At 64.0% G+C, this 26,098-nt stretch carries 22 protein-coding genes and 2 pseudogenes; 11 read left to right on the top strand and 13 right to left on the bottom strand.

The window, feature by feature from the left end; genetic code table 11:
* Positions 1-3: 3 nt before the first annotated feature.
* Positions 4-978 carry a formylglycine-generating enzyme family protein gene (locus IVA91_RS27295; RefSeq protein WP_247279416.1) on the top strand — a complete coding sequence of 325 codons (975 nt, stop codon included), beginning with the start codon at positions 4-6 and terminating at the stop codon, positions 976-978.
* A 1-nt stretch (position 979) separates the two neighbouring features.
* A complete protein-coding gene (locus IVA91_RS27290) occupies positions 980-2,770 on the top strand; it encodes a chloride channel protein (RefSeq protein ID WP_247459500.1) in 1,791 nt (596 codons plus the stop codon).
* Between the two features lie 5 nt (positions 2,771-2,775).
* On the opposite strand, the gene IVA91_RS27285 is transcribed toward IVA91_RS27290, so the two are convergent.
* Genes IVA91_RS27285 through IVA91_RS27275 form a run of 3 tightly spaced genes read right to left on the bottom strand, consistent with a single transcriptional unit; the run spans position 2,776 to position 6,249 of the window.
* Positions 2,776-3,498 (bottom strand): GntR family transcriptional regulator, encoded by a 723-nt coding sequence (locus tag IVA91_RS27285; RefSeq protein ID WP_247279418.1) that lies wholly within the window; start codon positions 3,496-3,498, stop codon positions 2,776-2,778.
* A 28-nt stretch (positions 3,499-3,526) separates the two neighbouring features.
* Positions 3,527-5,122, bottom strand: coding sequence for a GMC family oxidoreductase N-terminal domain-containing protein (locus tag IVA91_RS27280; protein WP_247279419.1), 1,596 nt, complete (start codon positions 5,120-5,122; stop codon positions 3,527-3,529).
* A complete protein-coding gene (locus IVA91_RS27275; RefSeq protein WP_247279420.1) occupies positions 5,122-6,249 on the bottom strand; it encodes a mandelate racemase/muconate lactonizing enzyme family protein in 1,128 nt (375 codons plus the stop codon). Before IVA91_RS27275 ends, IVA91_RS27280 begins: the two co-directional genes overlap by 1 nt.
* A 106-nt stretch (positions 6,250-6,355) precedes the next feature.
* Here IVA91_RS27275 and IVA91_RS27270 point away from each other — a divergent pair, with 106 nt between their 5' ends.
* The 3 genes from IVA91_RS27270 to IVA91_RS27260 are packed head-to-tail and all read left to right on the top strand — an operon-like array spanning position 6,356 to position 8,950.
* Complete coding sequence (locus tag IVA91_RS27270) at positions 6,356-7,126, top strand: ABC transporter permease (RefSeq protein ID WP_247279421.1); 771 nt, start codon at positions 6,356-6,358, stop codon at positions 7,124-7,126.
* Positions 7,123-7,932 (top strand): ABC transporter ATP-binding protein, encoded by an 810-nt coding sequence (locus IVA91_RS27265; protein WP_247279422.1) that lies wholly within the window; start codon positions 7,123-7,125, stop codon positions 7,930-7,932. Before IVA91_RS27270 ends, IVA91_RS27265 begins: the two co-directional genes overlap by 4 nt.
* 22 nt (positions 7,933-7,954) lie before the next feature.
* Entirely contained in the window at positions 7,955-8,950 is a 996-nt protein-coding gene (locus IVA91_RS27260; protein ID WP_247279423.1) for an ABC transporter substrate-binding protein, read from the top strand.
* A gap of 290 nt (positions 8,951-9,240) precedes the next feature.
* Here IVA91_RS27260 and IVA91_RS27255 read toward each other — a convergent pair whose 3' ends face one another.
* Positions 9,241-9,933 carry an MgtC/SapB family protein gene (locus IVA91_RS27255; protein ID WP_247279424.1) on the bottom strand — a complete coding sequence of 231 codons (693 nt, stop codon included), beginning with the start codon at positions 9,931-9,933 and terminating at the stop codon, positions 9,241-9,243.
* 223 nt (positions 9,934-10,156) lie between these two features.
* Here IVA91_RS27255 and IVA91_RS27250 point away from each other — a divergent pair, with 223 nt between their 5' ends.
* The 6 genes from IVA91_RS27250 to IVA91_RS27225 all read left to right on the top strand — a co-directional run bounded on the left by IVA91_RS27250 (position 10,157) and on the right by IVA91_RS27225 (position 16,971).
* Positions 10,157-10,981, top strand: coding sequence for a metallophosphoesterase (locus IVA91_RS27250; protein WP_247279425.1), 825 nt, complete (start codon positions 10,157-10,159; stop codon positions 10,979-10,981).
* 6 nt (positions 10,982-10,987) lie between these two features.
* The gene (locus tag IVA91_RS27245; RefSeq protein WP_247279426.1) at positions 10,988-12,154 is read left to right on the top strand and encodes an ABC transporter ATP-binding protein; all 1,167 of its coding nucleotides are present in this window, start codon (positions 10,988-10,990) and stop codon (positions 12,152-12,154) included.
* Positions 12,151-13,080 carry a sugar ABC transporter permease gene (locus IVA91_RS27240; protein ID WP_247279427.1) on the top strand — a complete coding sequence of 310 codons (930 nt, stop codon included), beginning with the start codon at positions 12,151-12,153 and terminating at the stop codon, positions 13,078-13,080. Before IVA91_RS27245 ends, IVA91_RS27240 begins: the two co-directional genes overlap by 4 nt.
* A gap of 110 nt (positions 13,081-13,190) precedes the next feature.
* Entirely contained in the window at positions 13,191-13,955 is a 765-nt protein-coding gene (locus IVA91_RS27235; RefSeq protein WP_247279489.1) for a carbohydrate ABC transporter permease, read from the top strand.
* 29 nt (positions 13,956-13,984) lie between these two features.
* Positions 13,985-15,289 (top strand): extracellular solute-binding protein, encoded by a 1,305-nt coding sequence (locus IVA91_RS27230; protein WP_247279428.1) that lies wholly within the window; start codon positions 13,985-13,987, stop codon positions 15,287-15,289.
* Between the two features lie 65 nt (positions 15,290-15,354).
* A complete protein-coding gene (locus IVA91_RS27225; RefSeq protein ID WP_247459496.1) occupies positions 15,355-16,971 on the top strand; it encodes an inositol monophosphatase family protein in 1,617 nt (538 codons plus the stop codon).
* 7 nt (positions 16,972-16,978) lie between these two features.
* Here IVA91_RS27225 and IVA91_RS27220 read toward each other — a convergent pair.
* The 9 genes and pseudogenes from IVA91_RS27220 to IVA91_RS27180 all read right to left on the bottom strand — a co-directional run.
* Positions 16,979-17,355 (bottom strand): annotated as a pseudogene (locus IVA91_RS27220) (NUDIX hydrolase).
* Between the two features lie 4 nt (positions 17,356-17,359).
* A complete protein-coding gene (locus tag IVA91_RS27215) occupies positions 17,360-18,379 on the bottom strand; it encodes an alcohol dehydrogenase catalytic domain-containing protein (RefSeq protein WP_247279430.1) in 1,020 nt (339 codons plus the stop codon).
* 151 nt (positions 18,380-18,530) lie between these two features.
* Positions 18,531-19,478 (bottom strand): sugar-binding transcriptional regulator, encoded by a 948-nt coding sequence (locus IVA91_RS27210; RefSeq protein ID WP_208764256.1) that lies wholly within the window; start codon positions 19,476-19,478, stop codon positions 18,531-18,533.
* Positions 19,479-19,575: 97 nt separating this feature from the next.
* Entirely contained in the window at positions 19,576-21,105 is a 1,530-nt protein-coding gene (locus tag IVA91_RS27205; protein WP_247279431.1) for an alkaline phosphatase D family protein, read from the bottom strand.
* The gene (locus IVA91_RS27200; protein WP_247279432.1) at positions 21,102-21,863 is read right to left on the bottom strand and encodes a glycerophosphodiester phosphodiesterase family protein; all 762 of its coding nucleotides are present in this window, start codon (positions 21,861-21,863) and stop codon (positions 21,102-21,104) included. Before IVA91_RS27200 ends, IVA91_RS27205 begins: the two co-directional genes overlap by 4 nt.
* A gap of 8 nt (positions 21,864-21,871) precedes the next feature.
* On the bottom strand, positions 21,872-22,792 hold the full coding sequence (locus tag IVA91_RS27195) for an ABC transporter permease subunit (RefSeq protein WP_247459494.1): 921 nt from the start codon (positions 22,790-22,792) through the stop codon (positions 21,872-21,874).
* A 4-nt stretch (positions 22,793-22,796) separates the two neighbouring features.
* Positions 22,797-23,834: an ABC transporter permease subunit gene (locus IVA91_RS27190; protein WP_247279434.1), complete on the bottom strand. Its 1,038-nt coding sequence runs from the start codon at positions 23,832-23,834 to the stop codon at positions 22,797-22,799.
* Positions 23,831-25,162 (bottom strand): extracellular solute-binding protein, encoded by a 1,332-nt coding sequence (locus IVA91_RS27185; protein ID WP_247279435.1) that lies wholly within the window; start codon positions 25,160-25,162, stop codon positions 23,831-23,833. The genes IVA91_RS27190 and IVA91_RS27185 overlap by 4 nt, the downstream gene beginning before the upstream one ends.
* A gap of 169 nt (positions 25,163-25,331) precedes the next feature.
* Positions 25,332-26,003, bottom strand: a pseudogene (locus tag IVA91_RS27180) (FGGY-family carbohydrate kinase); the annotation flags it as partial.
* Positions 26,004-26,098 lie beyond the last annotated feature (95 nt).

Genomic DNA, 26,098 nt, shown 5'->3' with positions numbered 1-26,098 from the left:
GACATGACCGGGGATCGCTCACACTGTTGCACCCAGCGCGCCGCCGGCAGCGGGCCGGCGACGGGCGAGGATGCGCACGCGGCGATCACTCCCAGTACAACCCCGATCCCGCGCCGCTGGAGCTCGCTGATCGGCGGAACCTTCCACATGGGATCCGCCGGTATCGGATTCGTCGAGGACGGCGAAGGCCCGGTACGGCTGGTGACGTTGTCGCCGTTTGCCATTGCCTGCCACGCCGTGAGCAATCTCCAATTCGGCGACTTCGTCCGGGCCACGGGCTACACGACGGATGCCGAACGCTACGGCTGGAGCTTTGTCTTCGACGGGCTGTTGCCGGAAGAGACACGTGCGGCCCGCACGACGCGCGTTCAGGAAACGCCATGGTGGGTCCCGGTGCTGCGCGCCTATTGGGCGCAGCCGGAGGGACCTGCGAGCAGCATCCTGGACAGGCTCGATCATCCCGTCGTCCACGTCTCCTGGAACGACGCACAGGCCTATTGCCGATGGTCCGGCACGCGCCTTCCGACCGAAGCGGAATGGGAGATGGCCGCGCGCGGCGGGCTGGACCAGGCTACCTACCCCTGGGGCAACGAGCTGCACCCGGGCGGTGAGCATCGCTGCAACATCTGGCAGGGCAGCTTCCCCGACCGCAACACCGTGGATGATGGCTACTTCGGTACGGCGCCGGTTCACAGTTTCGTGCCCAACGGATATGGCCTGCACAATGTCGCCGGAAACGTCTGGGAATGGTGCGAGGACTATTTTTCGCCGAGCTATCACCGCCTCACGCCATCACGAGACCCCTTGAACCGCGAGCCTGCTCCCAACCGGTCGATGCGCGGCGGATCCTTCCTCTGCCACGAGTCCTACTGCAATCGCTACCGCGTCGCGGCGCGAAGCTCCAACACGCCCGACTCCGCGTCCAGCAATATCGGCTTCCGCGTCGTGCGCGCCGAACCACCGCGGGATCCGGCCTAGGATGGCGCCCGCATCACATCCTGCGAAGCCGGCCGCGGCTCCCGGCATCCGCCTGCTGCCGTTGTTCCTGCGCAACTTCGTGCGCAATCGCGAGACCGGCCTCGTGCTGGTCGCGATCGTCGTCGGACTGCTCAGCGGCGTGCTGGTGGCTGCGATCTCGAGCCTCAGCCAGGTTTCTCACGCCCTGCTGTTCGACATTCCTTTCGATGCACATCTCAGCGCCACCGGCGTGATCTCCTGGCAGCGCACGCTGCTCGTGCCGATGATCGGCGGCCTGGTGCTCGCGCTAATCGGACTATATTTCGCCCGGCGCGTGAAGGGACAGCAACTCGCCGACGCAATCGAGGCCAATGCGCTCTATGGCGGCCGGGTGTCCTTTCGCGGCAGCCTGCTGATCTCGATACAGACGCTGCTGTCCAACGGGTTCGGCGGATCGGTCGGTCTGGAGGCCGGCTATACCCAGATTTGCTCGATGTTCGGCTCTCATGTCGGCCAGCGCCTGGCTGCCCGTCGCAACGACATGCGGCTGCTGGTAGCCTGCGGCGCCGCGGGGGCGATCAGCGCCGCGTTTTCCGCACCGCTCGCGGGCGCCTTCTACGCCTTCGAGGTCGTGCTCGGCGCCTATACGTCCGCCGGTCTCGTGCCGGTCATCGCCAGCGCCGTCACCGCATGGCTCGTCGCGCGGCAATTGACGCACCAGTCCTTCCTGATGGTGCCCGGCTTCCCCTCGCCGGTCTCCGTCGAGATGATCGGGCAAACCGTGCTGATCGGCATCATCTGCGCTTTCGTCAGCATCCTCGTGATGCTCGCCGTCGCATTCTCCGAGCGCTGCTTTCAGCGCATCACGGTGTTCAAGGGCTTCTTGCGCCCAATTCTCGGCGGCCTCCTCCTCGGCGGCCTCGCCTTGCTGACGCCCACTGTGCTCGGCGCCGGTCACGGCGCGATGCAGATCCTGCTGGTCAGCAATCCGACCTGGCTTCTGCTCACGACCACGATCGTGTTCAAGATCCTGCCCTCCGCCATCTCGCTCGGCTCCGGTTTCCGCGGCGGCCTGTTCTTCGCCTCGCTGTTGCTGGGCGCGCTGATCGGGCAGCTCTACAGCATCGTGCTGACGGGCCCTCTTCCCACGCTGGCGCTTCAACCCGGCACGGCCGCCATCGCGGCGCTCGCCGCACTCGGGACGGGCGTCCTTGGCGCACCATTCAGCATGGTGTGTCTTGCGCTCGAGATCACCGGCGATTTCTCCGTCACCGTTGGAGCGGTGGTCGCGTCGTCGGTCTGCGCGCTGATCGTGCGCGAGCTGTTCGGCTACAGTTTCGCCACATGGCGCTTCCATCTGCGCGGCGAGGTGATCCGCGGCCCGCAAGACATCGGCTGGGTCCGGCAGATGAGCGCGGCTTCGCTGATGCGCACTGACTTCGAGAACGCGCTAACGACGATGCCGATCGGCGAGGCGCAAAAACTGTTCTCGCCGGCACAGGTTCGCCAGATCGTGCTCCGCGATCCCAGCGGCATCTATGCGGGCATCGTGCCCGCCGCGACGCTGCATTCCGTCGCCAACCAGGACGATGAGCAGCTGGGTTCACTGGCCCAGCAACAGGATGAGTGCCTGCTCCCGACCACGCCGGTGCGCGAGATCCTGAAAGCCTTTGAACGCAGCGAGGCCGATGTGCTCGCGGTCGTCGATCGCACCGATCATCGCGCGACGATTGGCACCTTGAGCGAAGCCCACGTCCTGCGCACCTACGGGGAGGAGCTCGAGCGCCGGAACCAGGAACTGTTCTCGCGTTGAGAGGGCTAGGGCCGCAGATCCATGTCGATCCGCACGAAGTCGCCGCGATAGGTGACTTCGCCAAGATAGATTACAGTGCGGTCCGCGGTCGTGAAGATGCGGCGGACTTCTGCTACCGGCGAATTCAGCGGAACGCGCAGCAGCCGCGCGGCTTCGATGTCCGCGGCACCTATGGTCAGGGTCTGGCGCGCGCTGGCGATGGCGGGATCCCTCAGATCGTTCAGGATCGGAATCACGGTCTCGTTGCGAAAACGCTTCGGTGACCTGCGGAAGATCTTCTCGTCGAGATAGATGGAAATGACGCAATACGGCTGCTTCTCCCGCGAATGCAGCCGACGCATGAAGACATATTTTTCGGCCGGCTTGCCGTCGCCGGGAAGCAGCGGCGCGTTGGTGCGGCTTTCCGAGATATTGATGATCTCGGGCGAAGTGTCGCGGTACATGTCGGCGAGATCGGAGAGCGTCGTCTCGACCTTGAGCCAGCGATCCTGCCGCACGGCCCCCGTGACGAAGGTGCCGCGGCCCTGCTGGGCCTCGATCACGCCGTCGCGGGCGAGCAGCTCCACTGCCTGCCTGATCGTGACGCGCGACACGCCAAACTCGGCTGCCAGTTCCTCGTTGGCCGGCAGGCGAAACCCCTGGGTCCAGACGCCGCGTGCGATGCGCTGCCTAAAGATGTCGGCGATCTGCGCGTATTTGGGGACGTGACTATCGGAACTCAATTCCATCTCGCCCTCCACAATTCAGGCCGCGCGATCAAGCCATGACCAGTGCGGCACCGCGTTCGCCAATCATCAGGCTGGTCGCGTTGGTGTTGGCCGACGTGATCTGGGGCATCACAGAGGCGTCGATCACCCGCAGCCGCTCGACGCCGCGCACGCGCAGCTGCGGATCGAGCACGGCCTGCGCGTCGCCGCCCATGCGACATGTCCCGACGCAATGAAACACCGTGCCCCCCGTATTGCGTGCAAAATCCCACAGCCCGGCATCATCCCTTGCTGCCTCACCCGGCACCATCTCGATGTCCCAGAGCGGGCGAAACGCCCTCTGCTGATAGATCTCGCGGAGAATCTTCAGACCTGCAACAATGGTCTTGCGGTCGATCTCCTCGGCAAAATAGTTTGGTACGATACGCGGCTGTTCGAACGGATCTGTTGAGCTGATCGCAAGCCGTCCGCGCGACTTTGCGTGGCACTGCCAGACCGAGGCGGTGAAGCCGGAATAGCCGTGCAGGGGCTCGCCGGGCTTGTCGACCGACAGCGGCATCACGTTGAACTGCACGTCCGGCCGTCCGCCGACCGCGTATTCCGTACAGGCTGCGCCGCCCACCTGCCCCGCCCCGACCGTCAGCGGGCCGCTGCCCGCCAGCATCCACTGCAGACCCATCTTCGCAAGCTCAACGGGATTGCGGACCTGGTCGTTGAGCGAGATGCGATCCTTGAGGCGGACGATCAGCCGGGCCTGATAATGGTCCTGGAGATTGGCGCCGACCTCCGGAGACTCGGCAATAACGGGAATGCCGAGCTTGCGCAGCAGATCGGCTGGACCAACGCCGGAGAGCTGGAGGATTTGCGGCGACTGCAGCGCGCCGCCGGACAGGATGATCTCACGATCAGCCGCCGCACTGTGGACCTGCCCCTTGCTGATCCACTCGACGCCGGTGGCGACGCGACCGTTGAAAACGACCCTGCTGACCTGCGCATGGGTGATGATGGTGAGATTAGGACGGCCGGCGACGGGGCGCAGAAACGCAGAGGCCGAACTGGTCCGCCAGTGCCGCCCGATGCCGAGCTGGTAGGTGCCGACGCCCAGCGTCGTGGCACCGTTGAAGTCGGGATTGCGCGGCAGGCCGAACTCCACACCCGCCTCGACCCAGGCCTTCGATGCCTGGTTGTCGTTGCGGAGATCGGAGACCTCGAACTCTCCGAGCCCGCCATGAAACTGGCTCTCGCCGCCGCGGTAGCGCTCGTAGCGCCGGAAATACGGCAAGAGTTCGCGATAGCTCCAGCCATCGGCGCCAAGGCGCTCCCAATCGTCAAAATCCTCGTGCTGGCCCCGGATGAAGATCAGACCATTGATCGAGGACGAGCCGCCGAGCACGCGGCCGCGCGGCCACACGATGGCACGGCCGCCGCTGCCCTCCGAGGGCTCGGTCCTGAACAGGCGCGAGAACCGCTCGTTGTAGATGGTCCGGTAATAGCCGACCGGAAGCTTCAGCCAGAAATTTCGATCCGACCCGCCGGCCTCCAGCAACAGCACGCGGCAGGACGGATCGGCCGACAGTCGGTTTGCAACGACGCAACCGGCCGAGCCCGCGCCGACGATGATGTAGTCGTAGCCGCGTGCTGACATCAGATCGTCCGGTATTGTTCGATGGCGGCAAGATCGGGCGTGATGCCGAGACCTGCCTCGTCGCCGAGCGTGATCATGCCGTCGTGGACATCGAGCACGGGACCGCAGAAGCGGTCGCGCAGCGGATTTTCGTTGCTGTCGACTTCGAGCAGCCCGTCGCCGCCGACGCCGGCGAGAAGATGCGCGGATGCCAGGAGGCCGATGCCGGCGCCGAGATAGTGCGGGCAGAACATCTTTCCGGACGCAAGGATATCGCGCGCGATGCCAGCGCAAGCCGACAGCCCGCCCCATTTGGCGATGTCCGGCTGGACGACACCGAGCACCGGCTCACGCAGCACCTCGGCAAAGCCGGCATGGCTCGCGATGTTCTCACCGGCCGCGAGCGGAAAGCGGATGGCCTCGCGCAATTGCGCCCATTCCCGCCGGGGACGATCGGCGCGGATCGGCTCCTCGAGCCAGGCGAGACCGAAGTGCTCCAGTTGCGGCGCGAGCTCCAATGCCTGCGCAATGGTCCAGCCCTGATTGACGTCGGCGGCCAGCAGACCTTCGCCCACAAGACGGCGCAGCGCGGCGAGATTGGCGCGGTCGGTTGCCGGATCGAAGCCGATCTTCAGCTTCAACGCGCGGTATCCGCGGCTCAGGGCCGCTTCGGCCGTCTGCTCGGACCCGACCGGATTGATGCCGCTGGCGTAGACATTGATCGTGCGCCTCGCCCCGCCGAGCAGCTTCCACAACGCAACGTTCTGGCGGCGCGCGAAGAGATCCCAGACGGCGAGATCGATGCCGGCGATCGCCTGCGCAAACGGGCCGGCTTCGCCAGATTGCAGCGCAAGCACCGAGGTTCCCCGTGTCAGATGCGCGAACGCAGCGGACGGCTCGGAGGCGGTGAATCCGACCAGAGCTGGCGCAAGCACCTCGTTGACGAGCCGAACACGATGTTCGGCTCCCGGTGCTGGAAAATTGCACCACACTTCACCCCAGCCGACATTGTCGTCGCCGTCCTCGACGCGGACGAAGACGGCCGGCCGATCCTTCATCCGCCCGAAGGACGTGATAACCGGCGTGGTCAGCGGGTAGCGATAGCCAAAGGCCTGGACGCTTCGGATGGTGAAATGCGGCGATGTCATGCGGGAAAGCCTGCGACGCCTACGACCAAAGGCGCCACTTGTATGGTCATCCTATTTATAATATGACGTTTGAAAACATCAACCGCAATCTGGGTGGACGCGTCGAATGAACGGAGCTGGCCTGAGACGCCTCGGTCTCGGATTGATACCGTGGATCGGTGCAATCCTGCTCTGGTACGCCGTGCGCTGGAGCGGCTTCGTCAACGTCTCGCTGATCCCCGCGCCGCACCAGGTCGCCGCCAAATTCTTCGAGCTTCTGGCCAAGGAAGGCCTGCTGATCGACATCTTTGCTTCGACCCGGCGCGTCTTTCTCGGCGTCGCGCTCGGCATCCTCGTGGCCGTGCCGGTCGGATTTCTGCTCGGGTGGTATCGCCCCGCCCGCACCTTCGCCGACCCCATGATCAACTTCTTTCGCGCGCTGCCGCCGATCGCACTGATCCCGCTGGTGATCGTCTATTTCGGCGTCGACGAGCTCGCAAAGCTTGTCATCCTGTTCTACGCCTCGTTCTTCTCCGGCGTGATCGTGATGTATGAGGGCGTCTCCCAGATCACGCCGCTCTACATCCGCGTGGCGCAGACGCTCGGCGCCAACCAGACCGAGATCTTTCGCAAGGTCATCATTCCCCTCACCGTCCCGCACATTCTCACGGCGCTGCGCGTGGCGCTGGGCGTCGCTTGGGCGACGCTGGTCGCATCCGAGCTGATCGCGGCGCAGCGCGGGCTCGGTGCCATGATCCAGAATGCCTCGACCTACTTCCTGCTCGACGTCATCTATGTCGGCATCATCTGCATCGGCCTGATCGCGCTGATCATGGATTTGATCCTGCGCAAGATCACCGCGCGGCTGTTGGTCTGGCAGGATCGGGCCATCGCATGAACAAGCGCGCGCAGTTCGACAAGGTGTCGCTGTCCTTCGAGACGCCGAAGGGTCGTCTCAACGTCGTCGAGAACGTCAGCTACGACATCAACGACGGCGACTTCATCGCGGTGATCGGGCCGTCCGGCTGCGGCAAGACCACGATGATGAGCATGCTCGCCGGCTTCCAGAAGCCGACGACCGGCAAGGTACTGTTCGACGGCCGTCCCGTCGCCGGTCCCGGCCCCGAGCGCGGTGTCATCTTCCAGGAATATGGCGTCTTCCCTTGGTTGACGGTGAAGCAGAACATCGCCTTCGGCCTGACGCTCAGCACCAACCACGTCCCGACCGCCGAGCGCGACGCGATCTGCGATCACTATCTCGGCCTGATGGGCCTGTCCGACTTCGCCAATTCGTATCCGAAGCATCTGTCCGGCGGCATGCGACAACGCCTCGCAATCGCGCGTGCCTATGCGGTGAAGCCCCAGTTTCTCCTGATGGACGAGCCGTTCGGGGCGCTCGACGCCCAGACCCGCTCCAACATGCAGAACCTGCTGCTCAAGGTGCTGGAGACCGAAGGCAAGACCGTCATGCTGATCACCCATTCCGTCGAGGAGGCGATCTACCTCGCCTCCCGCATCGTGGTGGTGACGGCGCGGCCGGCGCGGATCAGGGAGATCATCGACGTTCCCTTCGCTTACCCGCGCGACGAGTCGATCCAGGAGCGTCCGGAATTCGCGGAGCTGCGCAGCCATATCAGGCAGCTGGTGATGGACGAATATCGCGCCCAGCAGGCGCAGATGCGTCCGGTCTCATTGTCGGAATAACAAGCAAAACGGAGGACACATCATGGATCGGCGGCAATTTCTGACCACGACGGCAGGCCTTGCGCTCGGCACCTTCACGGCCTTGGCACCGGCGATCGCGCAAGCGAAAACAAAAGTCCGCGTTGGTTATCTCCACACCGTCGCCGTCGACGGCCAGATCTGGACCGGCATGGACCGCGGCTCCTTCGAAAAGCAGGGCCTCGATCTCGAGCTGCGGCAGTTCAACACCGGCCTCGAAATCTTTCAGGCGCTGATCGGTGGCAGCCTCGACGTGCTGGCGACCGGTGCTGTCCTCTCGAACTTCCCGGCGCGCGGCCAAGGCAAGGTATTTCTCATCAACGACATCGAGGTCGCAACCGCGCAGCTGTGGGTCCGCGGCGATCAGGGCATCAAGTCATTTGCGGACCTCAAGGGCAAGCGCATCGCGACCGCGACGGGCACGACCGCGCACGTCTTCCTTGATACGGCACTCCGGGCCAACAAGGTCGATCCCAAGGAGGTCGAGCTCGTCAACCAGACCATGCCGGCGGCCGTGACCGCTTTCATCTCCGGCGCCGTGCCTGCCGTGGCGCTCTGGGTGCCCTTCAACGTCACCGTCCGCGACAAGGTGCCGGGCGCGACCATGCTCGCCGATGCGTCGGCCTATTATCCCAAGGCGGCCATCATCGGCGGCTGGGCGGCGGCGAACGACTATTACGAACCCAACAAGGAGACCTTGGCCAAGCTGATCCGCGGCTGGGCTGATGCCAATGACTATATCGTCGCGAACAGCAACGAGGCGATGGAGAAGCTGCAGAAGGGTCATTACAGCCAGACGCCGCTGTCGGACATCAACGAGTCGTTCAAGGCGCAGAAGATGTTCACGTCCAAGGACTGGAAACGGATGTACTCGGACGGGACGGTCACCAATTGGCTGCAGCAGTCGACAGACTTCTTCATGGCCAACGCCGGCATCAAGGACTTCACGCCAGCAAGCAAGTACTTCGATCCGAGCCTGTATTTGAAGACGATCGCCTAGATACCAAGGCACCGAGAGACCTCGCCGGACACGTCAGCTGTGCGGCGCGCGCCAGTTGTCTTCATCCCGACCGATGATTTGCTGACGTACCAAGCATGTGTTGAGCACCGAAGCGACATCCCGTCCCTTCCGCACGCTCAACTGCGCTGCTGCACTCCCCTGTTCAAAGCGGTATGGATTGCCCTCCCACGTTGCAACTCTAACCATTCAGCGAGCCGCCTTTCGTTCCGCTCAGCCGCTGTCGCAATTGCGGGAGGACCTGGCAATGAGCACGGACCACGGTACGTGGCCTAGTCGCCCGTCGGGGTAATGCGAAACTCGATTACCTCTGGCAAACCGCGCAGATGTTTAGCAAGTCTTTCTGCATTAAGCCGGTCGCGGCTCTTGATCGTCATGCGGTATTCAAACTGCAGCCCGCCTTCGCTTAACCGGGAAGACAGGTTGGCGATGGTAAACCCGTGAGCGCCGATCATCTTGTGGACTTCATCTTCACCCATGACCCGATCTCGGGCGAACCGAAGCATATGATGGGCGTAAAACTCGCTAGGCAACCGAGCCTCGATATACCTGAACAAGGCGAGCACAATCAGAGTCGCGAGGGCACCGACAACGGCAGCAAACCAGAACCCTATTCCGACCAGAACACCGATGGCCGCGGTAACCCAAATGGACGCCGCCGTTGTCAGTCCACGCACGGTCAGGCCCTCCTTAAAGATGACTCCCGCGCCCAGAAAGCCAATGCCGGTCATGATCCCCTGCGCCATGCGCGTCGGGTCGGTTCGGATCGCATCATGTTCAAGGAACGTCATCCACTGGTGCTGATAGACGGTTACGATCATCAGAATCGCTGATGCGACGCACACCAGAGAATGGGTTCTAAACCCTGCCGGTCGACCGTGAAACGTACGCTCGAATCCAATCATCGCGCCTATGACGAGGGCACCCGTCACTCTGACGACGATCACAAATTCATCGTGCCCCATGGCTCACGTCCCGTAAAATTACATTTGTCACAAGTTATGATCATATGTATAGTCCGCTAATTCAAGCTGCTAAATGGGGTGCGTCAAAAGAGGATAACGTCCGAACCTCAAATCGCTTGTTACAAAATCATTCAACGCGCAGAGACAAGGCGCGAAGTCAATCCAGCGATAGACCGCGGGCGCGACGGATCTACAGCGGGAGGAGGTATCCAGCAGAGGCGTCATGGTCCGAATCATTCAGATTTCCGATACGCATCTCAGCCCGAGCAAGCAGCACTTCGATGCAAACTGGACGCCGCTTGCGCGTTGGATCGCGCATCATAAACCAGATCTCGTCATACATACCGGCGATGTAACGGTCGACGCCGCCGATCAGGAAGCCGACGCAGCCTATTGCGCAACTCAACTGGCGTCGCTCGGCGTCCCGTTCGTGGCGGTTCCGGGAAATCATGACGTCGGCGAGGTGGGCAATCTGCATCAGCCGGTGAATGAGGAGCGGCTCGATCGCTTTCGTCGACATTTCGGCGACGACTGCTGGCTACGCGATCTGGACGGGTGGCGCCTGATTGGGCTCAATTCGATGATCTTCGGCGGCGGCCCCGAGGAGGCGCGGCAAACCGAATGGCTCAAAGCCGCGATGGCCGATGCTGCTGGGCGTCGCCTTGCCTGGTTCACGCATCGGCCACTGTTCATCGAATCACCGACCGAGGGCGACACCGGTTACTGGTCGGTCAAACCGGAGCCACGCCGCGCCCTGCTCGATTTGCTGCATCGCTACCGGGTCGAGATCGTAGCCAGCGGTCATCTGCATCGCTGGCACGAGATCCGGCTAAACGGAACGCACTACGTCTGGGGGCCGGCGGCCGGCTTTCTGGTCGGTGAGAAACTGGCGCCGCCAATGGGCGGCGCCGCCCGGCTCGGCGCAGTGGTCTACGACATCGAGGGCGAGAACATCGAGGTGAGCATTCGTCCGGTGCCTGGCCTTACCGATTACTGGATCGACGACGTCGTTCACGAAGTCTATCCGCCCCGAAAAGCTGAGGACTAATCCGCGATGGCCGGCCTCACATTGCGCGGCATCCATAAGACTTTCGGCGACACGACTGTCCTCAACGACATCGATCTAGACATTGCGGACGGCGAATTTCTGACGCTGGTTGGTCCCTCCGGATGCGGCAAGTCGACGCTCCTGCGCATCATCGCCGGCCTCGAATCGCAGGACGGCGGCTCGGTGTCGATCGGCGAGACCTCGGTCGATCATCTGCGGCCTCATGAGCGCAGAATCGCCATGGTGTTCCAGAATTACGCGCTCTATCCCCACATGTCAGTGTTCGACAACATCGCGCTGCCGCTCACCATGACGCGCCTCAACCTGTTCGAGCGCCTGCCGATCATGCGTCATTTGTCTTCCCGCCGCCGGCGCGTCATGGGCGAAATTGCGCGCGAGGTGCGGGCCGTCGCCGAGCAGCTTCGCATCGAAACCTTCTTTCATCGCAGGCCTGGGCAGCTCTCGGGCGGGCAACGACAGCGCGTTGCGCTCGGCCGCGCAATGGTGCGTCACCCGCAAGCCTTCCTGATGGACGAGCCATTGTCGAACCTCGATGCCAAGCTGCGTGTGCACATGCGCGGCGAGCTGACCGAGCTCCATGCACGGCTGGGCGCGACGATGATCTACGTCACCCACGACCAAGTCGAGGCGATGACGATGTCCGATCGCCTGGCCGTGATGGATCACGGCGACATCCTCCAGCTCGGCACGCCCGCCGAAGTCTATGAGCGTCCCGCCACGACCGCGGTCGCCCAGTTCATCGGCAGTCCGGCGATCAATCTGCTCCCAGCCCGCCTCGGCCCCGGTGGCCAGGTCGAGCTTCTCGGCCGCACGCTGCCGATCGACGTTCGGAACGCCCCTGCCCCGGAATTGATGGTTGGCGTGCGTCCGGAGGCGATGCGGATCGGAGGCGGACCGTGCACGATCACCTGCCGGTTCCGACGCCGCGAGAATCTCGGCTCGGAGAGCATTCTTCATTTCGACCTCACGGCCTCACCCGAGGTCGCAGTGCTCTGCCGGATCGACAACGACGTGCCAATCCCCGAGGGCGAGGTCACGCTCTCCTTCGAGCCGCGGGACTGTCACGTCTTCGACAACAACGGCCGACGCATCGAGGCTGACAGCCGCGCCGCGGCTGGCCGCGACTTGCGCCGCGCGAGCGAGGTCCGATGACCACCGCCGCGGTCGAGATCGCCCCGCTCGGCGCCGCGCCGCCGGCCAGCCGCCAACGCTGGATCGAGCGGTTCGCGGGGCTGGGCTTTGCCGCGCCGGCCTTCATCCTGCTGGTGCTGACAAATCTGGCGCCTCTTGCCGCCCTCGCATTCCTGAGCTTCACCAATTACGAGCTGGGCGCGCTCGACTTCTCGTTGGTCGGCCTCAAGAACTTCAACACGGCGCTCCAGGATCCCGTGATCCGGCGTTCGGTGACCAACACCCTGCTCTATGTCGCGATCGTGGTGCCCGGCGGCGTCCTGATCTCGCTGCTGGTCGCAATCCTGATCCATCAGCGCAAGCGTACGCGCAGCCTCTATGAGGTCATCTACTTCCTCCCGGTCACCTCGACGCTCATCGCAATGGCCACGATGTGGCAGTTCTTGCTGCATCCGACCCTCGGGCTCGTCAATCAGGTCCTCAAGAGCCTGGGTTTAGGGCCGACGGCATTCCTGAGCGAGCCTAGCCTCGTCATCCCGACCCTCGCCGCGATCGGCATCTGGCAGCTCATCGGTTTCAACATGGTGCTATTCCTCGCCGGGCTCTCGGCGATCCCAAGGGATCTCTACGAGGCCCTCGACATCGACGGCGCGAGCCATCCCGTCGACCGCTTTCTCAAAGTGACGTGGCCGATGCTCGGTCCGACCACGATGTTCGTGACCGTGACGACCTTCATCACGGCCTTCAAGATCTTCGACACGGTCGCGGTGATGACCCGTGGCGGCCCCGGAGGTGCATCCGAGGTGCTGCTGTATGCGATCTATCTCGAAGGGTTTCAGTATTTTCACATGAGCTATGCGGCGACCCTCACGCTGGTCTTCCTGGCGTTCACGCTGGTCTTTTCCGTGCTGCAGACCTTCGTCCTCGACCGCCGGGTGCACTACTGATGCATCAGCCAGCCACGATCCTCCGCCCTTCCGCACCGGTCGCGATCCGGATACGCCGCCTCGTCTCGCTCGCACTCGTGCACGCGGTGCTGATCGGCGGCGCCGTCTTCATGCTGCTGCCCTTTGTCTTCATGCTGACGAGCGCGATCAAGCCGCCAGGCGAGATCTTCGAGGCGACGTTTCGGCTTTGGCCGCGTCAGTTCTATGGATGGCAGAACTTCGAATCCGCCCTGAGCACCGCGCCGTTGCTGCGCTTCCTGCTCAACGGACTGATCGTCTGCGGCGGAATTCTCATCGTCCAGCTGCTGGTCGCAATTCCCTGCGCCTACGCGCTCGCCAAGCTGAAATTTCCGGGACGCCCGGTCCTCTTCTCGCTGGTCCTGCTCGGGCTCTGCATTCCGGTCCAGGCGCCCTCGCTCCCGCTCTACATCGCGTTCGCCGAGCTCGGAATTCTCAACACCTACCTCTCGATGATGATGCCGTTCTTCCTGTCGGTCTTCGCGATCTTCCTGTTCCGGCAGTTCTTCAAATCCTATCCGGACGAGATCATCCAAGCGGCGCGGCTCGATGGCGTCGGCGAATTCGAAATCGTCTGGCGCATCGTCGTGCCGAGCGCCTGGCCTGCCATTGCGGCGTTCTCGATCTTCTCGGTCGTGGCGCACTGGAACGACCTCTATTGGCCGCTCATCGTCGTCTCCGACACCAAGCTCGCAACACCTCCGCTCGGCATGATGTATTTCGCCGATTCCGAGCTGGGCTCGAATTACGGCGCGCTGGCCGCCGGTGCCACCATCATCACCGCGCCGCTGGTGATCGCGTTCCTGATCGCGCGGCGGCATTTCATCGCCGGCATCACGATGACCGGAATCAAGTGACGTCAACCACTGCTAGGGGAGACACTGTCATGCTGCATCGCCGAGACCTCCTGAAGAGCGCCGCCGCCGTCGGGAGCACCGCGCTTTCAAGCCCGTTTCTGGCGCGCTCCGCACAGGCGCAGGAAGTGACGCTGGACGTCCTCTATGCCTTCCCCGCCTTCGCGAAATTCCACGAGCCGATCGCCCAGGAATTCATGAAGCAGCGATCGGGCATCAAGGTCCAGTTCCGGGCCCCGGCGGCGAGCTATGACGAAGGTCATCAAACCATGCTGCGGCAGGCCGTCACCAACCAGCTTCCCGACGTCTACTATTCGGGTTACCATTTGCTCGCGGAGCTCGTGCGCACACTGGTGAAACGCAACCAGATCACGGAAGTCGCGCCCTTGCTGCAGAAGGAGGATGCCGCCTGGCGCAAGGCCAACTACTCCGACGGAATCCTGGCGCTCGGCGCGGTCGACGGCAATATCTATGGTCTCGCGTTCAATGCATCCCTGCCGGTCATCTATTTCAACACGCAGCTCGTGAAAGCGGCCGGCGGCGATCCCGACAAGATGCCCGACAATTGGCCCGGCATGATCGACCTGGCGGCCAACATCAAGACCAAGGGCACCGATGTCGCCGGCATCGCCTACAACATCCATGATTGGCCGGACGACTGGCTGTTCCGCTCCCTGATCCTGCAGGGCGGCGGCCAGATGCTCGACGCATCGGAAACCGCTGCCGGTTTCGGCAACGAGACCGGGCTCAAGGCGCTCAGCCATTGCCGCAGATTCGTCGCTGACGCCAAGATGCCATTGATCGATTGGGATTCCTCGCGCCAGCAGTTCATCGCCGGGAAGATCGGCGTCTTCGCGGACACGCCGGCCCGGCTGCGCCAGGTCACCGACCTGATCGGCGACAAGTTCACATTGCGAACCTGCACGTTCCCGATCGACGACAAGCAGAAGGGCGGACTGCCGACCGGCGGCAACGCGGCGATCATCACGGCAAAGGACGCCGCAAAGCAGCAGGCCGCCTGGGAGTTCCTGAAGTTCGTGAGCGGACCTGAAGCGCAGAAGATCGTGGTCGAGACCACGGGCTACATGCCGACCAATCTGCGCGCCTCGGGGCCCGAATTCCTGGCCCCGTTCTACGATAAGAACCCGAACTTCCGCACCGTTTCGCAGCAGATCGAGCGCGCGAAGCCTTGGCAGGGTTACCCCGGCGGGCAGTCCGTGAAGATATGGCGCACGCAGCGCGAGACCATCCACGCCGTGATGCGCGGCGAGACCACCCCCGAGGCCGGGCTCGATCGCATGGTCAAGGAAAGCAACGCCTTGATGAAGAGCTCTTAAGTACTGGATCATCGATTGCGGCAACGGCCACGTGCCGGCCGCAACGCTTCAGGAGACGGAATTACGTGTTCATCATTGCCCAGCTGAGCGATCTCCATGTGCGATCGCGCGGCAAGCTCGCTTACGGCCACGTCGATACCAACGCGATGTTTCACGACGCCATCGACGCGGTTCTGATGCTGGACCCGCGGCCTGATTGTGTCGTAGTCAGCGGCGACCTTACGGATGGCGGGCTCGCGGAGGAATACGGGATCGTCGACGCCGGCCTCGCTAGGCTGCCGATACCTGTGTTCGTCATTCCCGGCAACCACGATAACCGCGAACAGCTCGTCCGCTCGCTCCGGCCACGCCACCATTATCTGCCGCCCGATGGCTTCATCAACTTCGTCGTGGACGATTTCCCGCTGCGGTTGGTGTTCCTCGACAGCGTCGAAGCCGGACAAGGCCACGGGACCTTCTGCGCGACGCGACAGCAATGGTTGCGCGACGCACTGGCGGCGGGGGGCGGCAAGCCGACGCTCGTGATCATTCATCACCCACCGTTCCTGGTCGGAGCCGACGGGATGGACGAGCTGCGCCTCATCGGGGCCGATCCGCTCGACGCAATTATCAAGGACCATCTCGAAATCGAACGCGTGCTGTGCGGCCACTACCATCGCTCGATCACGACGCGCTATGCGGGCACGGTGGGCTATGTCGCCCCCGGCACGGCACATCAAGTGGCGCTCGACCTGCGACCCGGGCACGCCAACCGCTTCATCATGGAGCCGCCCGGATTTGCCTTGCATTGCTGGCAGCCGGACATGGGCGTCAGCAGCCACGTGGTCCCGATCGGAGACTACGGGTGCTCGCTCGAATTCGTATCCGATCGCCAGCCCAGGACGGATCGAGATGACGGCCTTTCGACCCTGCTGGCCCGCGCGGACACGGTCGTCGACGAGGCCGCAGCCAGGCTGGTCGCGATGCAATTCTCGCCCCTGCACACCGAGCGCAAGGAGGGGCTCGACATCGTCACCGAGGCGGACCTCGCCTCCGAGGCGATCGTCGTCGCCGGCCTGAAGCGCCTGACGCCGGATGCCGGCATCCTGGCCGAGGAGAGCGGCGCAAGCCCGGGAGATCACGCCGCGCGCTGGATCATCGATCCGCTCGACGGGACGATCAACTACGCGCGCGGGCTGCCGTGGTTTTCCGTCACGGTCGCCTACGAGGTCGGCGGCGAGACCAAACTTGGCCTGATCGACGCGCCGAAGATTGGATTGAAGGCGCGCTACCTCGCCGGGGAAGGCGCGACGATCGACGGCGTGCCGGCCCGCGTCTCCTCGACGCGTTCGCTGTCGGATGCGGTCATCTCCGTGATCCTGACCTCGCATTTCACGCCCGAGGAAGTCCGGCGGACGGCGCGTGTCATCGAACTGCTCGGCGAGGTGGTGCGCGGCGTGCGTATCGTCGTTTCGGGCGCCTTTGAGACGACGATGGTGGCCTCGGGCCGCCTCGACGGCTTTGTCTCGCTGAAGGCCGACATCGTCTCGCACGCGGCCGCGATGCCAATGGTGTGGGCCGGCGGCGGCAAGGTCACGACGCTGACTGGACGGCCGTGCCGCAACGAAGATCTCGACAAGATCGTCTCCAACGGATTGATCCACGACGAGTTGCTGGCGCTTCTGCGCCAGGCGCTGCAATGACGGAACGCTATCGCGGAAACAGCTTGTCGCGGATGTAGCGAGAGGTCGGGGTCAATCTGGCGCCGCGCGGCTTCCGCCAAACCGCGCGGTCGATCTCCTTCTTGTCGCCGACCTTCAGGCGCCGCGACACCTTCTTGGCCAGGAAGATCGCATCGCTCATCCGCCGGCCGGTTCCGCCTTCTTCGCCTTCACTTCCTTCCAGAGCTTCAACGGCCCGAGCTTCAGCTTGGGCAACTCCTCCTTGATCTCGCGTCGAAGGCAGCGCCTGTCGCTCTCGCCTGCCCGCCGTCTTCCCCCCGGAAACATCCAGAGCCCGTCGCGCCTGCGCCTCACCATCAGGACGCGGCCCTTTCTCGCGACGACGAGTTTGGATGATTTCGCCATGGCCTTACGGGCAGATGATCGCCTTGATGATTCCGTCGCGCCGCGCGACCTGCTGCTCGAACGCGGCAGGCGTCTGGTCGAGCGAGAAGCTATGGGTCGCCAGCGGCGCGAGCTTGACCTGCCCAGACTGCGCGAGGGCGATGGCGCGCGGATAGACCTCAGGCATGCGGCGCGAAAACTTGATCGACAACCCCTTCCGGCGCGACTCCGCGCCGCTGAGGACATACTGGTTGTTCTCGGGAATGCCGACCAGAACGACCCGGCCGCCGATGCGCGCACAGCGTGCGGCATGCTCGAAGCCGTGCGAGGAGTCGGTCGCTTCGATGACGAGATCGACGCCGCGGCCTTCGGTGGCTTCACCGACCTCGGCGAAGCTGCGGCAGGCAACATCCGCACCGAGGTCGCACGCCAGTGCCGTGCGCTGCTCGACAGGGTCGATCGCGATGATCTTGCCGCTACCCGCGAGCCGCGCCAGCTGCACCAGCAGCAGTCCCACCGGCCCGCAGCCGAGCACCGCCACGGTCTCCTGAAGCCGCGGTCGCGCCAGATCCATGGCATGGATCGCGACACCGAGCGTCTCCAGGATCGCCGCGCCGGCGGGATCGATGCTGTCAGGCACCACATGCACGGCGGATTTCGGCACGCAGACGAATTCGGCCATTGCCCCGTTGTGAGGCGCGTAGCCCAGAAACTTTACATTTGGGCAGAGATTGGTGTGACCGCGGTGACACCACTCGCAACGGCCGCAGGGAATGGACGGATCGACCGCCACCAGCGCATCGGCCGAGAACCCCGCCTTGCGGGCCGAGTCCGGCGTCAGGACGCCCGAGAATTCATGTCCCAGGACGAACGGCCTGACTTGCGTCGGGCCCGTCGTTCCGCCCTCAAGATAGGAGTGCAGGTCGCTGCCGCAGACACCGACCGCCTTGACGCGAATGATGAGCTCGTCATCCGCGAGCGGCCTCGGCTCGGGAATATCGAGGACGCGGATATCACGAATGTCCTGGAGCACCGCAGCGCGCATGTCGAAGCATTCCCTCTGAGTAATTGTCTCCGTTATATTACATATGTAATTGTCAGGTGACAAATGCTTTCCACATGCTCACGGCGCACGTGCGTGACCATCGCGCTCCCGGTACCGAAGGCGCGCTCCCCTCTACGCTACGGAAATGCCGCTATTTCTGCTTGTCGAACAGCTTCAGCGCGGCGACGGCGGTGTTCTCGTCCGTCACCAGCACCTTGCCGATCCGGCCGCGCAACACCGCCGCGATGATCGGGGCCTTGTTCAGCCCCCCGGCGATCAGCATCGAGGTCGGCACGCGCGCCAGCTTTTCCAGCGGCATCGCAATGGCGCGACTGTTGATGCCGTGATCGATGGGCCGGCCGGCCTTGTCGAGGAATTGCGCCAGCACGTCGCCGACGGCGCCCGCCGCCCGCAGCTGCTCGGCACGCACGTCCGGCGGCAGTCCATGCCGCATCAAGAGCGAGCGCGGCGTCAAATCTCCCATGCTGAGCAGCGCCAGATCGATCTTCTCGACGCTGTTCAGCACCTCCTGATAGACCTCCTGGGCCAGGAAGGTGTCGCGGGAGCGGCGGCTGCTGACGAAAATCGGTGCCGCCAGATAGCTGCACTGGGCGTGCAGCCGGTGCGCGAGCTCGCCAGCGATTTCGAACGTGTTGAGCTCCAGCCCGCGCGACAGGCCGCCCATCATCGAGACGATCGAGAGATCAGGATAGTCCGCCGGCGTGACGTAACGGATAGTCTCGCGCAAGGTCGCACCCCAGCCGATCCCGATGATGCGCGGGCGCTTCTGCTCGAGGAATTTCGACAAATAGGCTCCGGCCGCCATCCCGATCAGGCTGCCGGTCTGCTCGGGATTCTCCGGGCTCGGAATGACGACGACATCCTCGAGGCCGCATTCCCGGCGCAGGCGGTGCTCCAGCTCCGTGCAACTCGCAAAGGCGGAGTTGAGGCGGATATTGACGATGCCGGTCTGCCGGGCATCCGAAAGCATGCGGTTGACGCGGGCGCGGGTCAGCCCCAGCCGCTCGCCGATCTCGGCCTGGGTCAGATTCTCCATGTAGTAGAGCCAGGCGACCCGCAGGATGGTTTGATCAGTCACGGCGCAGTCCCAAGCAGCGGCCTCGAAACGAGGTCGGACGTCGGAGCATTTGAGGCGATCTTTCGTTGGCCGTCAAATCGGCACCCTGCGGAGATCGTCATGCGGCCTTCGCGCCCGGCACGCCGTCCTCGACTACGAAGCTCGTCAGCCGCCGCACGGCGCTGCCGGCGTCCTTGACGTGGTCGAGGGCCTCGAATCCCACGGTGCAATGCCGGGCGTCGAGCTCGACCGTCGCATAGCCGCGCTTGTCGCCACGCGCATAGATGAGGTGCGGATTCTCCGCCAGCGCCTTGCGGACTCCGGCTTCGCTCGGCCCGTCCGAGGTGATCGAGGTGCCGACGAACTCGGTCGCAATGGTCGGCCCGTCCGGCCGGGCGAAGTCCTGCTTCAGATCGGCGGTGAAGAAGGCGTGGCGGTCGCCGCCGATCACGATCGGATTGCGCCGTCGCTGCGCCACGAGCGAATCAAGTAGCCGGCGGCGGGCATTGGGATAGCCGTCCCAGCCGTCCATCCAGAAACGCGCGCCGTCATCCCCTTTCCGCTTGTCCTGTGCCATCAAGGTCTGCTGCGCGACGATGGTCCATCGGCCGCGGCAGTCGCGCAGGCGCGCATCGAGCCATCGTTCCTGTTCGCGGCCCAGCATCGTTCGCGCTTCGTCCGTCCGGTCCGCGCAGTCCGTCACCCAAGTCGGCCGTCCGCCTCCGACACAGGCCGACGCCGAGCGATATTGCCGGTCGTCGAGCAGCAGCACGTCGAGCATCTCGCCGAAACGATAGTGCTCGTAGATCGTGGCGTCGGCCCCCCGTGGCTGCGCCGAGGGCGGCAACGGCATGTGCTCGTAATAGGCCTGATAGGCTGCCGCACGGATCTTCAGGAACTGAGCGGCATCGCCCACCGTGTAGGAACGAGCATTGGCATAATCGTCCATCACCTCGTGGTCGTCCCAGACCGACAGCCAGGGAAAGGCGGCGTGCGCCGCCTGCAGATCGCGATCGCCCTTGTAGAGCGCGTAGCGGTTGCGAAATTCCTCGAGCGTGGTCGGAATTCCGACGCCGTGCTGGCGGACGTGGCGCGATCCCCAGGATTTCTCATAGATGTAGTCGCCGAGATGCACGACGAGGTCGAGATCGCGTGCGGCCATGTCGCGATAGGCGGCAAAATAGCCCTGCTCGTATTGCTGGCAGGAGGCGAAGGCAAAGCGGAAGGGCCGCGCCGACCCCGCAGGCGCGGTTCGCGTGCGTCCGACCGGGCTGAGCGCCGGGCCGGCACGGAACCGGTACCAGTAGACACGGTCCGGCAGCAAGCCGGTCGCCTCGGCATGCACGGAATGGGCAAGCTCGGCCGTCGCCCGCGCGACGCCACGGGCGACGATGCGCGAGAAGGCCTCGTCGTCCGCAACCTGCCATTCGACGTCCACCGACGCGTCCCGCATGCCGCCGCCCTCGAGCGGCTGCGGCGCGAGGCGGGTCCACAGCATGACGCGATCCTGACGCGGACATCCCGAGCCAACACCGAGCGTGAAGGGATCTGCGCTGAACGACACCGGCGCTCCCCGCACGAAGCCGGCGGGCGCAGCCAGGGCGGCGCTCGCCAGCGATCCCACGAGAAAGCGGCGGCGCGGAATCATGGGCGCGCCGGCATCGTTTCGAGCCTGCGACGAATGCTCACGGCGAGATCCGGCCGATCGGTCGTGATCTGCCGCACCGGCTGGGCAAGCCAGTAAGCGATATCCTCCGGCTCGTTGGTCACCCATGCGCCGAGGCGCTCGGAGCCGAGCATCCTAAGGGCGAGCGGCAAGGCGAGCCCCAGCAGCGATTTTTCAACCGCAACGATGCAGCCGGGAATAGCCGCCAATTGCGCCAGCGCGGGCTCAATCCCGCCCATCATCTCTGCGGAACGGCGGTCGAGCGAAACGAGCACCCGCGCCTCCGGCCACAGCCGGCGCACGGTCTCGATCACGCCGGGCACGAAGCAGGTGACGACCGCGCGCCGTTCCAAGCCCCGGCGCTTGATTTGGTCGATCAGGCGCGCCTCGAGGCCGGAATAGGGATTGCCGAGGGCATCCGTTTTGATCTCGATATGCAGCTCGAACGTGGTCTCGCTGTACACATCGAGCACCTCGTCCAGGGGCGGAATGCAGTCATCGCCGGCATCGCGCAGGCGCGTTGCCGTCAATTGCCGCAGGCTGCGCTCGCCCACCGGCCCGGTCTCGAAGGTGGTGCGATCGAGCAGCGGATCATGGATCACGACAAGACCGCCATCCGTGCTCTGATGGACGTCGAACTCGACTGCGTCGACCCCTTCCCCGCACAGATTGCGGAAGCCGGTCAGGCTGTTCTCCGGCCAAAGATTGCGTCCGCCGCGATGCCCGGCGATGAAAACCATGATCAGACCTACTTGCTGCTGTCGACAAGACCCTTGATGAACCAGCGTTGCAACAGCAGAACGACCAATACCGGCGGCAACATCGTGAGAAGCGCACCGCTCATGGCGATGTTCCAGGCCGGCTCGCTGTCGGAGCGCGGGATCAGGCCCTTCAACGCGATGACCGCCGTTGCCATGTCCTTGTCGGTCGTGAACAGCAACGGCCAGAGATACTGATTCCAGCCGAACAGGAACAGGATGATGGCGAGCGCCACCATGTTCGGCACGGACAGCGGCAGCAGGATGCTCCAGAAGAAGTGCAGCGGCGAGGCGCCGTCCAGCCGCGCCGCCTCGCACAGCTCCTCCGGGATCGTCAGGAAGAACTGCCGAAACAGGAACGTGGCGGTGGCCGAGGCGATCAACGGCAGGATCAGCCCGGGATAGGTATTGACCATGTTCCATTCGAGCGCGATCGCGATCTTATGACCGCTGATCCAGGTCCAGAGATCGGCGACACGCAGAGTTTCCAGGAGCCATTGCAGCGGCAGCGCCGCATTTGCCACGGCTTCGAAGGTCGGCACGATCCGAACCTCGATCGGCAGCATCAGCGACATGAAGATGAGCCAGAATGCGAGCATTCGATAGCGGAAGCGGAAATAGGTGATCGCGAAGGCCGAGAGCAGCGATACCGCAATCTTGCCGGCCGTGATGCCGAGCGCCACGATGATCGAATTGGCGAAGGTGCGGCTGAAATTGCCCTTGCTCCAGGCCAGCTGCAGATTGTCCAACAACTGGCCGCCCGGCAGCCATGGCAGCGGCACCTTCTGCACCTCGGCCACCGTGAGCGAGCCCGCCACGAAGGCGAAATACAGGGGTACGCAGACCATCAGCGCGCCCGCGATGAGGATCGCATGGCAGACCATGTTGAGGACCGGCGAGCGTTCGACCATGCGGCTAGACCCCGTAATTGACCTTGCGGTCGAAGTAGCGGAATTGCAGCAGCGTGCAGATCAGCGCAAAGCTCATCAGGAGGACCGATTGTGCGGCCGAGGAGCCGAGATCGAGATTGACGAAGCCGTCGACGAAGACCTTGTAGACCAGAATGTTGGTCGCACCGGCTGGTCCGCCTTTCGTCACGGCATCGATGATGGCGAAAGTTTCGAAGAAACCATAGATGAAGTTCATCACCGTGAGGAAGAAGATGGTGGGCCCGAGCATCGGCAGCGCAATCGAGACGAAGCGGCGGATCGGTCCCGCGCCGTCCACGGCGGCGGCCTCCATCAGCGAGACCGGCACCGCGAGCAATCCTACGACCAGGAAGATGTAGTCGTAGCAGATGTGCTTCCAGGACGCGGCCAGCGTCACCAGGATCAGCGCATCGGTCGGATTGAGGTTGGGGTCCCAGGCAATGCCGAAACTGTGCAGCACCTGCGCGAGCGGGCCGACCGCCGGATTGAACAGGAAAGCCCACAGGATGCCGGCGATCGCGGGCGCTATGGCATAGGGCAACAGGATGATCGTGCGATAGGCCGAGCGACCGCGCACGATCCTGTCGGTGGCGAAGGCCAGCACGAGCGCGCTGCCCAAGGTCAGCACGTTCTGCGCCACCGTGAACCAGAACGTCACCGCGATCGACTGGCGGTAGTCGGTGCTCGCCAGCAGCGCCTTGAAATTGTCGAACCAGACGAACTGGACATTATTGCCGAAGGGATCGCTGAGCAGGACGGATTGCATCAGCGCCCGCAGCGATGGAATGAAGAAGAAGAACAGCAGGATCAGCAATTGCGGCAGCAACAGCAGCGTCGGCAGGCCCGGACCGTCGCCAAAATTGGCGCGCTTCAGTCCGGCCTCCTCGCGCCGCCGCGTCTTTCCCGCCCTGCGCGAGCTGCCGGCGGCCGCCACCGGCTGGGCCTTGGACCCGCCGCTCCCGTGCCTTCTCTGAAGCACGGGGGCGCAAGCGTCACGCCACGGGATGGACAGGCGCAGCGTCATGGACGCTCGGTTTCCGGAGTCTTCCCGGCATTGAGCTTCTCGAACTGCCGCAGGATCTCGTTACCCCGCTTGACTGCGTCATCCATCGCCTGCTGTGGCTGCTTCTGACCGGCGAACACGGCCTCGACCTCCTGGCGCTGCGCCAGCATCGTCTGCACGAAGTTGCCGAAGCGGAAGCCGCGCGAGTTCTCGTTCGGCGTGCCGCGCGAGAGCTGCAGCACCGCGATCTCTCTTGTCGGATGATCCTTGTAATAGCCCCGCTCCCGCGCGAGCGCATAGGCGCGGTTGGTGGCGGGAACATAACCGGTCGCACCGTGCCACCAGACCTGGGTTTCCGGCTGGGCGACGAAATCCAGAAAGGCCGCGACGGCCTCGTAGCGCTCCGGCGTGTGACCCTTCATGACCCAGATGGCGCCGCCCCCGATGGTGCTGTTGAGCGGCGGATTAATGTCGCTCTCGTGCGGCAGGAACGTGGCGCTCCAGTTGATGGTCGCGTTGCGCTCGATGTTGCCGTGCGAGGCGGTCGAATTGACGAAGGTCGAACACCGGCCCGACGTGAACAATTGCTCGGGACTGAAGCCCTGGCCCGCGATCTGCATCACACCGTCATCGAGCCATTTCTTGAGCCGCGCGACTTGCGATACCACCTTCGTTTTGTTGTAGACGAACTCGGTGCCGAGCCCGTCGAAGCCGTTCGCGAGCGTGCCGTAGGGCTGGTTGTTGATGGCGCTGTAGTTCTCGAGCAGGCTCCAGTAGAAATCGCCGGGCAGCACCGTGCCGCACTCGCTGATCCCCTTGGACTTGATGGCGTAGAGCTGCTTCTCCAGCTCCTGCCAGGTTTCGGCCGGCTTGTCGAAGCCGGCCTTCTGGAAGTGATCCTTGTTGTACCAGAAGATGGGCGTCGACGAGTTGAAGGGCATCGCGGACATCCGCCCCTTGTAGCTCCAGAAGCTCGCCACGGGCTTGATGAAATCAGAAAAGTCGATCTTGTAACCCTTCTGCTCCACCAGATCCTGCACGGGAACGATGGCCCCTGACAGCAGCATGGTCATGTAACCGCGCTCGGCGATCTGCACCATCTCCGGCGGCCGCTTGGCGCGATAGGCGGCGATCACCCCGTTGGTCACCTCGTCATAGTTTCCCTTGGCAACCGCCACGACCGTGTACTTGTCCTGCGAGCTGTTGAACTTCTCGACCAGCTCATTGAGCCGGTCGCCGAGGACGCCACTCATGGCGTGCCACCACTGGACCTCGACCCGTGCCTGCGCCGGACCAGCCAGTGCCAACGCGCCGAACAAGGCCGCAATGAATGCGACTTTCCTACCCATGGGCAGCCCTCCCTCGCCAGGCAAGGACACCTGGACTATACATTTGTATTTCTATCATGACATATGTGTCGATATGATGAAAGAGGGTCGAGGGCCCTCGCGCACAACAGCCAACACGGGCGCCAGAAACGAGCGTGCCTGGGGACACCGGGTCCAGCCTGCAGAGCGGCTAGGAAGCGCTTCTGATATCCCGACCGACCTTTTGCAGGGCCTCGAAGGCTGCAAAGCGCCGGTCGGCCCAATCTGCCAGAGCGGCCTGGGGTCGATGGATGTCTCCCAGAACCGACATCGCCTGCATCGCCTCGCCGAGATCGGCATGGTCGCCCGAAGCAACCGATCCAAGCATGGCGGAGCCGAGCAGGACGGCCTCCGGTGAGGCCGACGCGGCGACCGTCAAGCCTGTCATATCGGCGACGACTTGCCGCACGAGGGGACTCTTTGCGGCGCCACCGCTGACCACCATCGTATCGACCGCGATGCCCTTGTCTTGCTGGGCGCGAACGATCTGCCGCGCGCCGCAGCCGAGACCGCACAGCCCGGCGAGATAAAGCGCCAGCAGGCTGTCCAGATCCGCGCGCATATCGAGCCCGGCAATCAGCGCACGCGCATCAGGATCCGCGAACGGCGCGCGATTGCCGAGGAATTCGGGGACCACATGCACCTCGCCGACCAACTGCGGAATCATTCCGGCACCGCCGCGGGATTCGGTTTCGGAGGCCAGCCAATCGGCAAGCGTCTGCTGCTTCTGGCGTGCAGCCTGCGTCGCTTGCGCGGAATGCGGATGCATCTGCAACAGATGCTCGATAGCAGCGCCGGCGGCGGACTGCCCCCCTTCATTGATGGTGTGGAACGGCCCTTCGAACCGGCATCAAAAGTGCCTAACGTGGTCGCGTAGAGAGGCGCCACAAAGGAAGGACCGTTCCATGGAGAAGATTA

This window comes from Bradyrhizobium sp. 153 (assembly GCF_023073835.1).
GTDB lineage: Bacteria > Pseudomonadota > Alphaproteobacteria > Rhizobiales > Xanthobacteraceae > Bradyrhizobium.
Note: the sequence above shows the minus strand (reverse complement) of the source record. Positions and strands in the feature narration are given on the sequence as shown.

Coding starts and splice junctions, on each gene's coding strand:
- IVA91_RS27295 (WP_247279416.1), top strand. CDS start 4: ATGACCGGGGATCGCTCACACTGTTGCACCCAGCGCGCCGCCGGCAGC.
- IVA91_RS27290 (WP_247459500.1), top strand. CDS start 980: ATGGCGCCCGCATCACATCCTGCGAAGCCGGCCGCGGCTCCCGGCATC.
- IVA91_RS27285 (WP_247279418.1), bottom strand. CDS start 3,498: ATGGAATTGAGTTCCGATAGTCACGTCCCCAAATACGCGCAGATCGCC.
- IVA91_RS27280 (WP_247279419.1), bottom strand. CDS start 5,122: ATGTCAGCACGCGGCTACGACTACATCATCGTCGGCGCGGGCTCGGCC.
- IVA91_RS27275 (WP_247279420.1), bottom strand. CDS start 6,249: ATGACATCGCCGCATTTCACCATCCGAAGCGTCCAGGCCTTTGGCTAT.
- IVA91_RS27270 (WP_247279421.1), top strand. CDS start 6,356: ATGAACGGAGCTGGCCTGAGACGCCTCGGTCTCGGATTGATACCGTGG.
- IVA91_RS27265 (WP_247279422.1), top strand. CDS start 7,123: ATGAACAAGCGCGCGCAGTTCGACAAGGTGTCGCTGTCCTTCGAGACG.
- IVA91_RS27260 (WP_247279423.1), top strand. CDS start 7,955: ATGGATCGGCGGCAATTTCTGACCACGACGGCAGGCCTTGCGCTCGGC.
- IVA91_RS27255 (WP_247279424.1), bottom strand. CDS start 9,933: ATGGGGCACGATGAATTTGTGATCGTCGTCAGAGTGACGGGTGCCCTC.
- IVA91_RS27250 (WP_247279425.1), top strand. CDS start 10,157: ATGGTCCGAATCATTCAGATTTCCGATACGCATCTCAGCCCGAGCAAG.
- IVA91_RS27245 (WP_247279426.1), top strand. CDS start 10,988: ATGGCCGGCCTCACATTGCGCGGCATCCATAAGACTTTCGGCGACACG.
- IVA91_RS27240 (WP_247279427.1), top strand. CDS start 12,151: ATGACCACCGCCGCGGTCGAGATCGCCCCGCTCGGCGCCGCGCCGCCG.
- IVA91_RS27235 (WP_247279489.1), top strand. CDS start 13,191: ATGCTGCTGCCCTTTGTCTTCATGCTGACGAGCGCGATCAAGCCGCCA.
- IVA91_RS27230 (WP_247279428.1), top strand. CDS start 13,985: ATGCTGCATCGCCGAGACCTCCTGAAGAGCGCCGCCGCCGTCGGGAGC.
- IVA91_RS27215 (WP_247279430.1), bottom strand. CDS start 18,379: ATGCGCGCTGCGGTGCTCCAGGACATTCGTGATATCCGCGTCCTCGAT.
- IVA91_RS27205 (WP_247279431.1), bottom strand. CDS start 21,105: ATGATTCCGCGCCGCCGCTTTCTCGTGGGATCGCTGGCGAGCGCCGCC.
- IVA91_RS27200 (WP_247279432.1), bottom strand. CDS start 21,863: ATGGTTTTCATCGCCGGGCATCGCGGCGGACGCAATCTTTGGCCGGAG.
- IVA91_RS27195 (WP_247459494.1), bottom strand. CDS start 22,792: ATGGTCGAACGCTCGCCGGTCCTCAACATGGTCTGCCATGCGATCCTC.
- IVA91_RS27190 (WP_247279434.1), bottom strand. CDS start 23,834: ATGACGCTGCGCCTGTCCATCCCGTGGCGTGACGCTTGCGCCCCCGTG.
- IVA91_RS27185 (WP_247279435.1), bottom strand. CDS start 25,162: ATGGGTAGGAAAGTCGCATTCATTGCGGCCTTGTTCGGCGCGTTGGCA.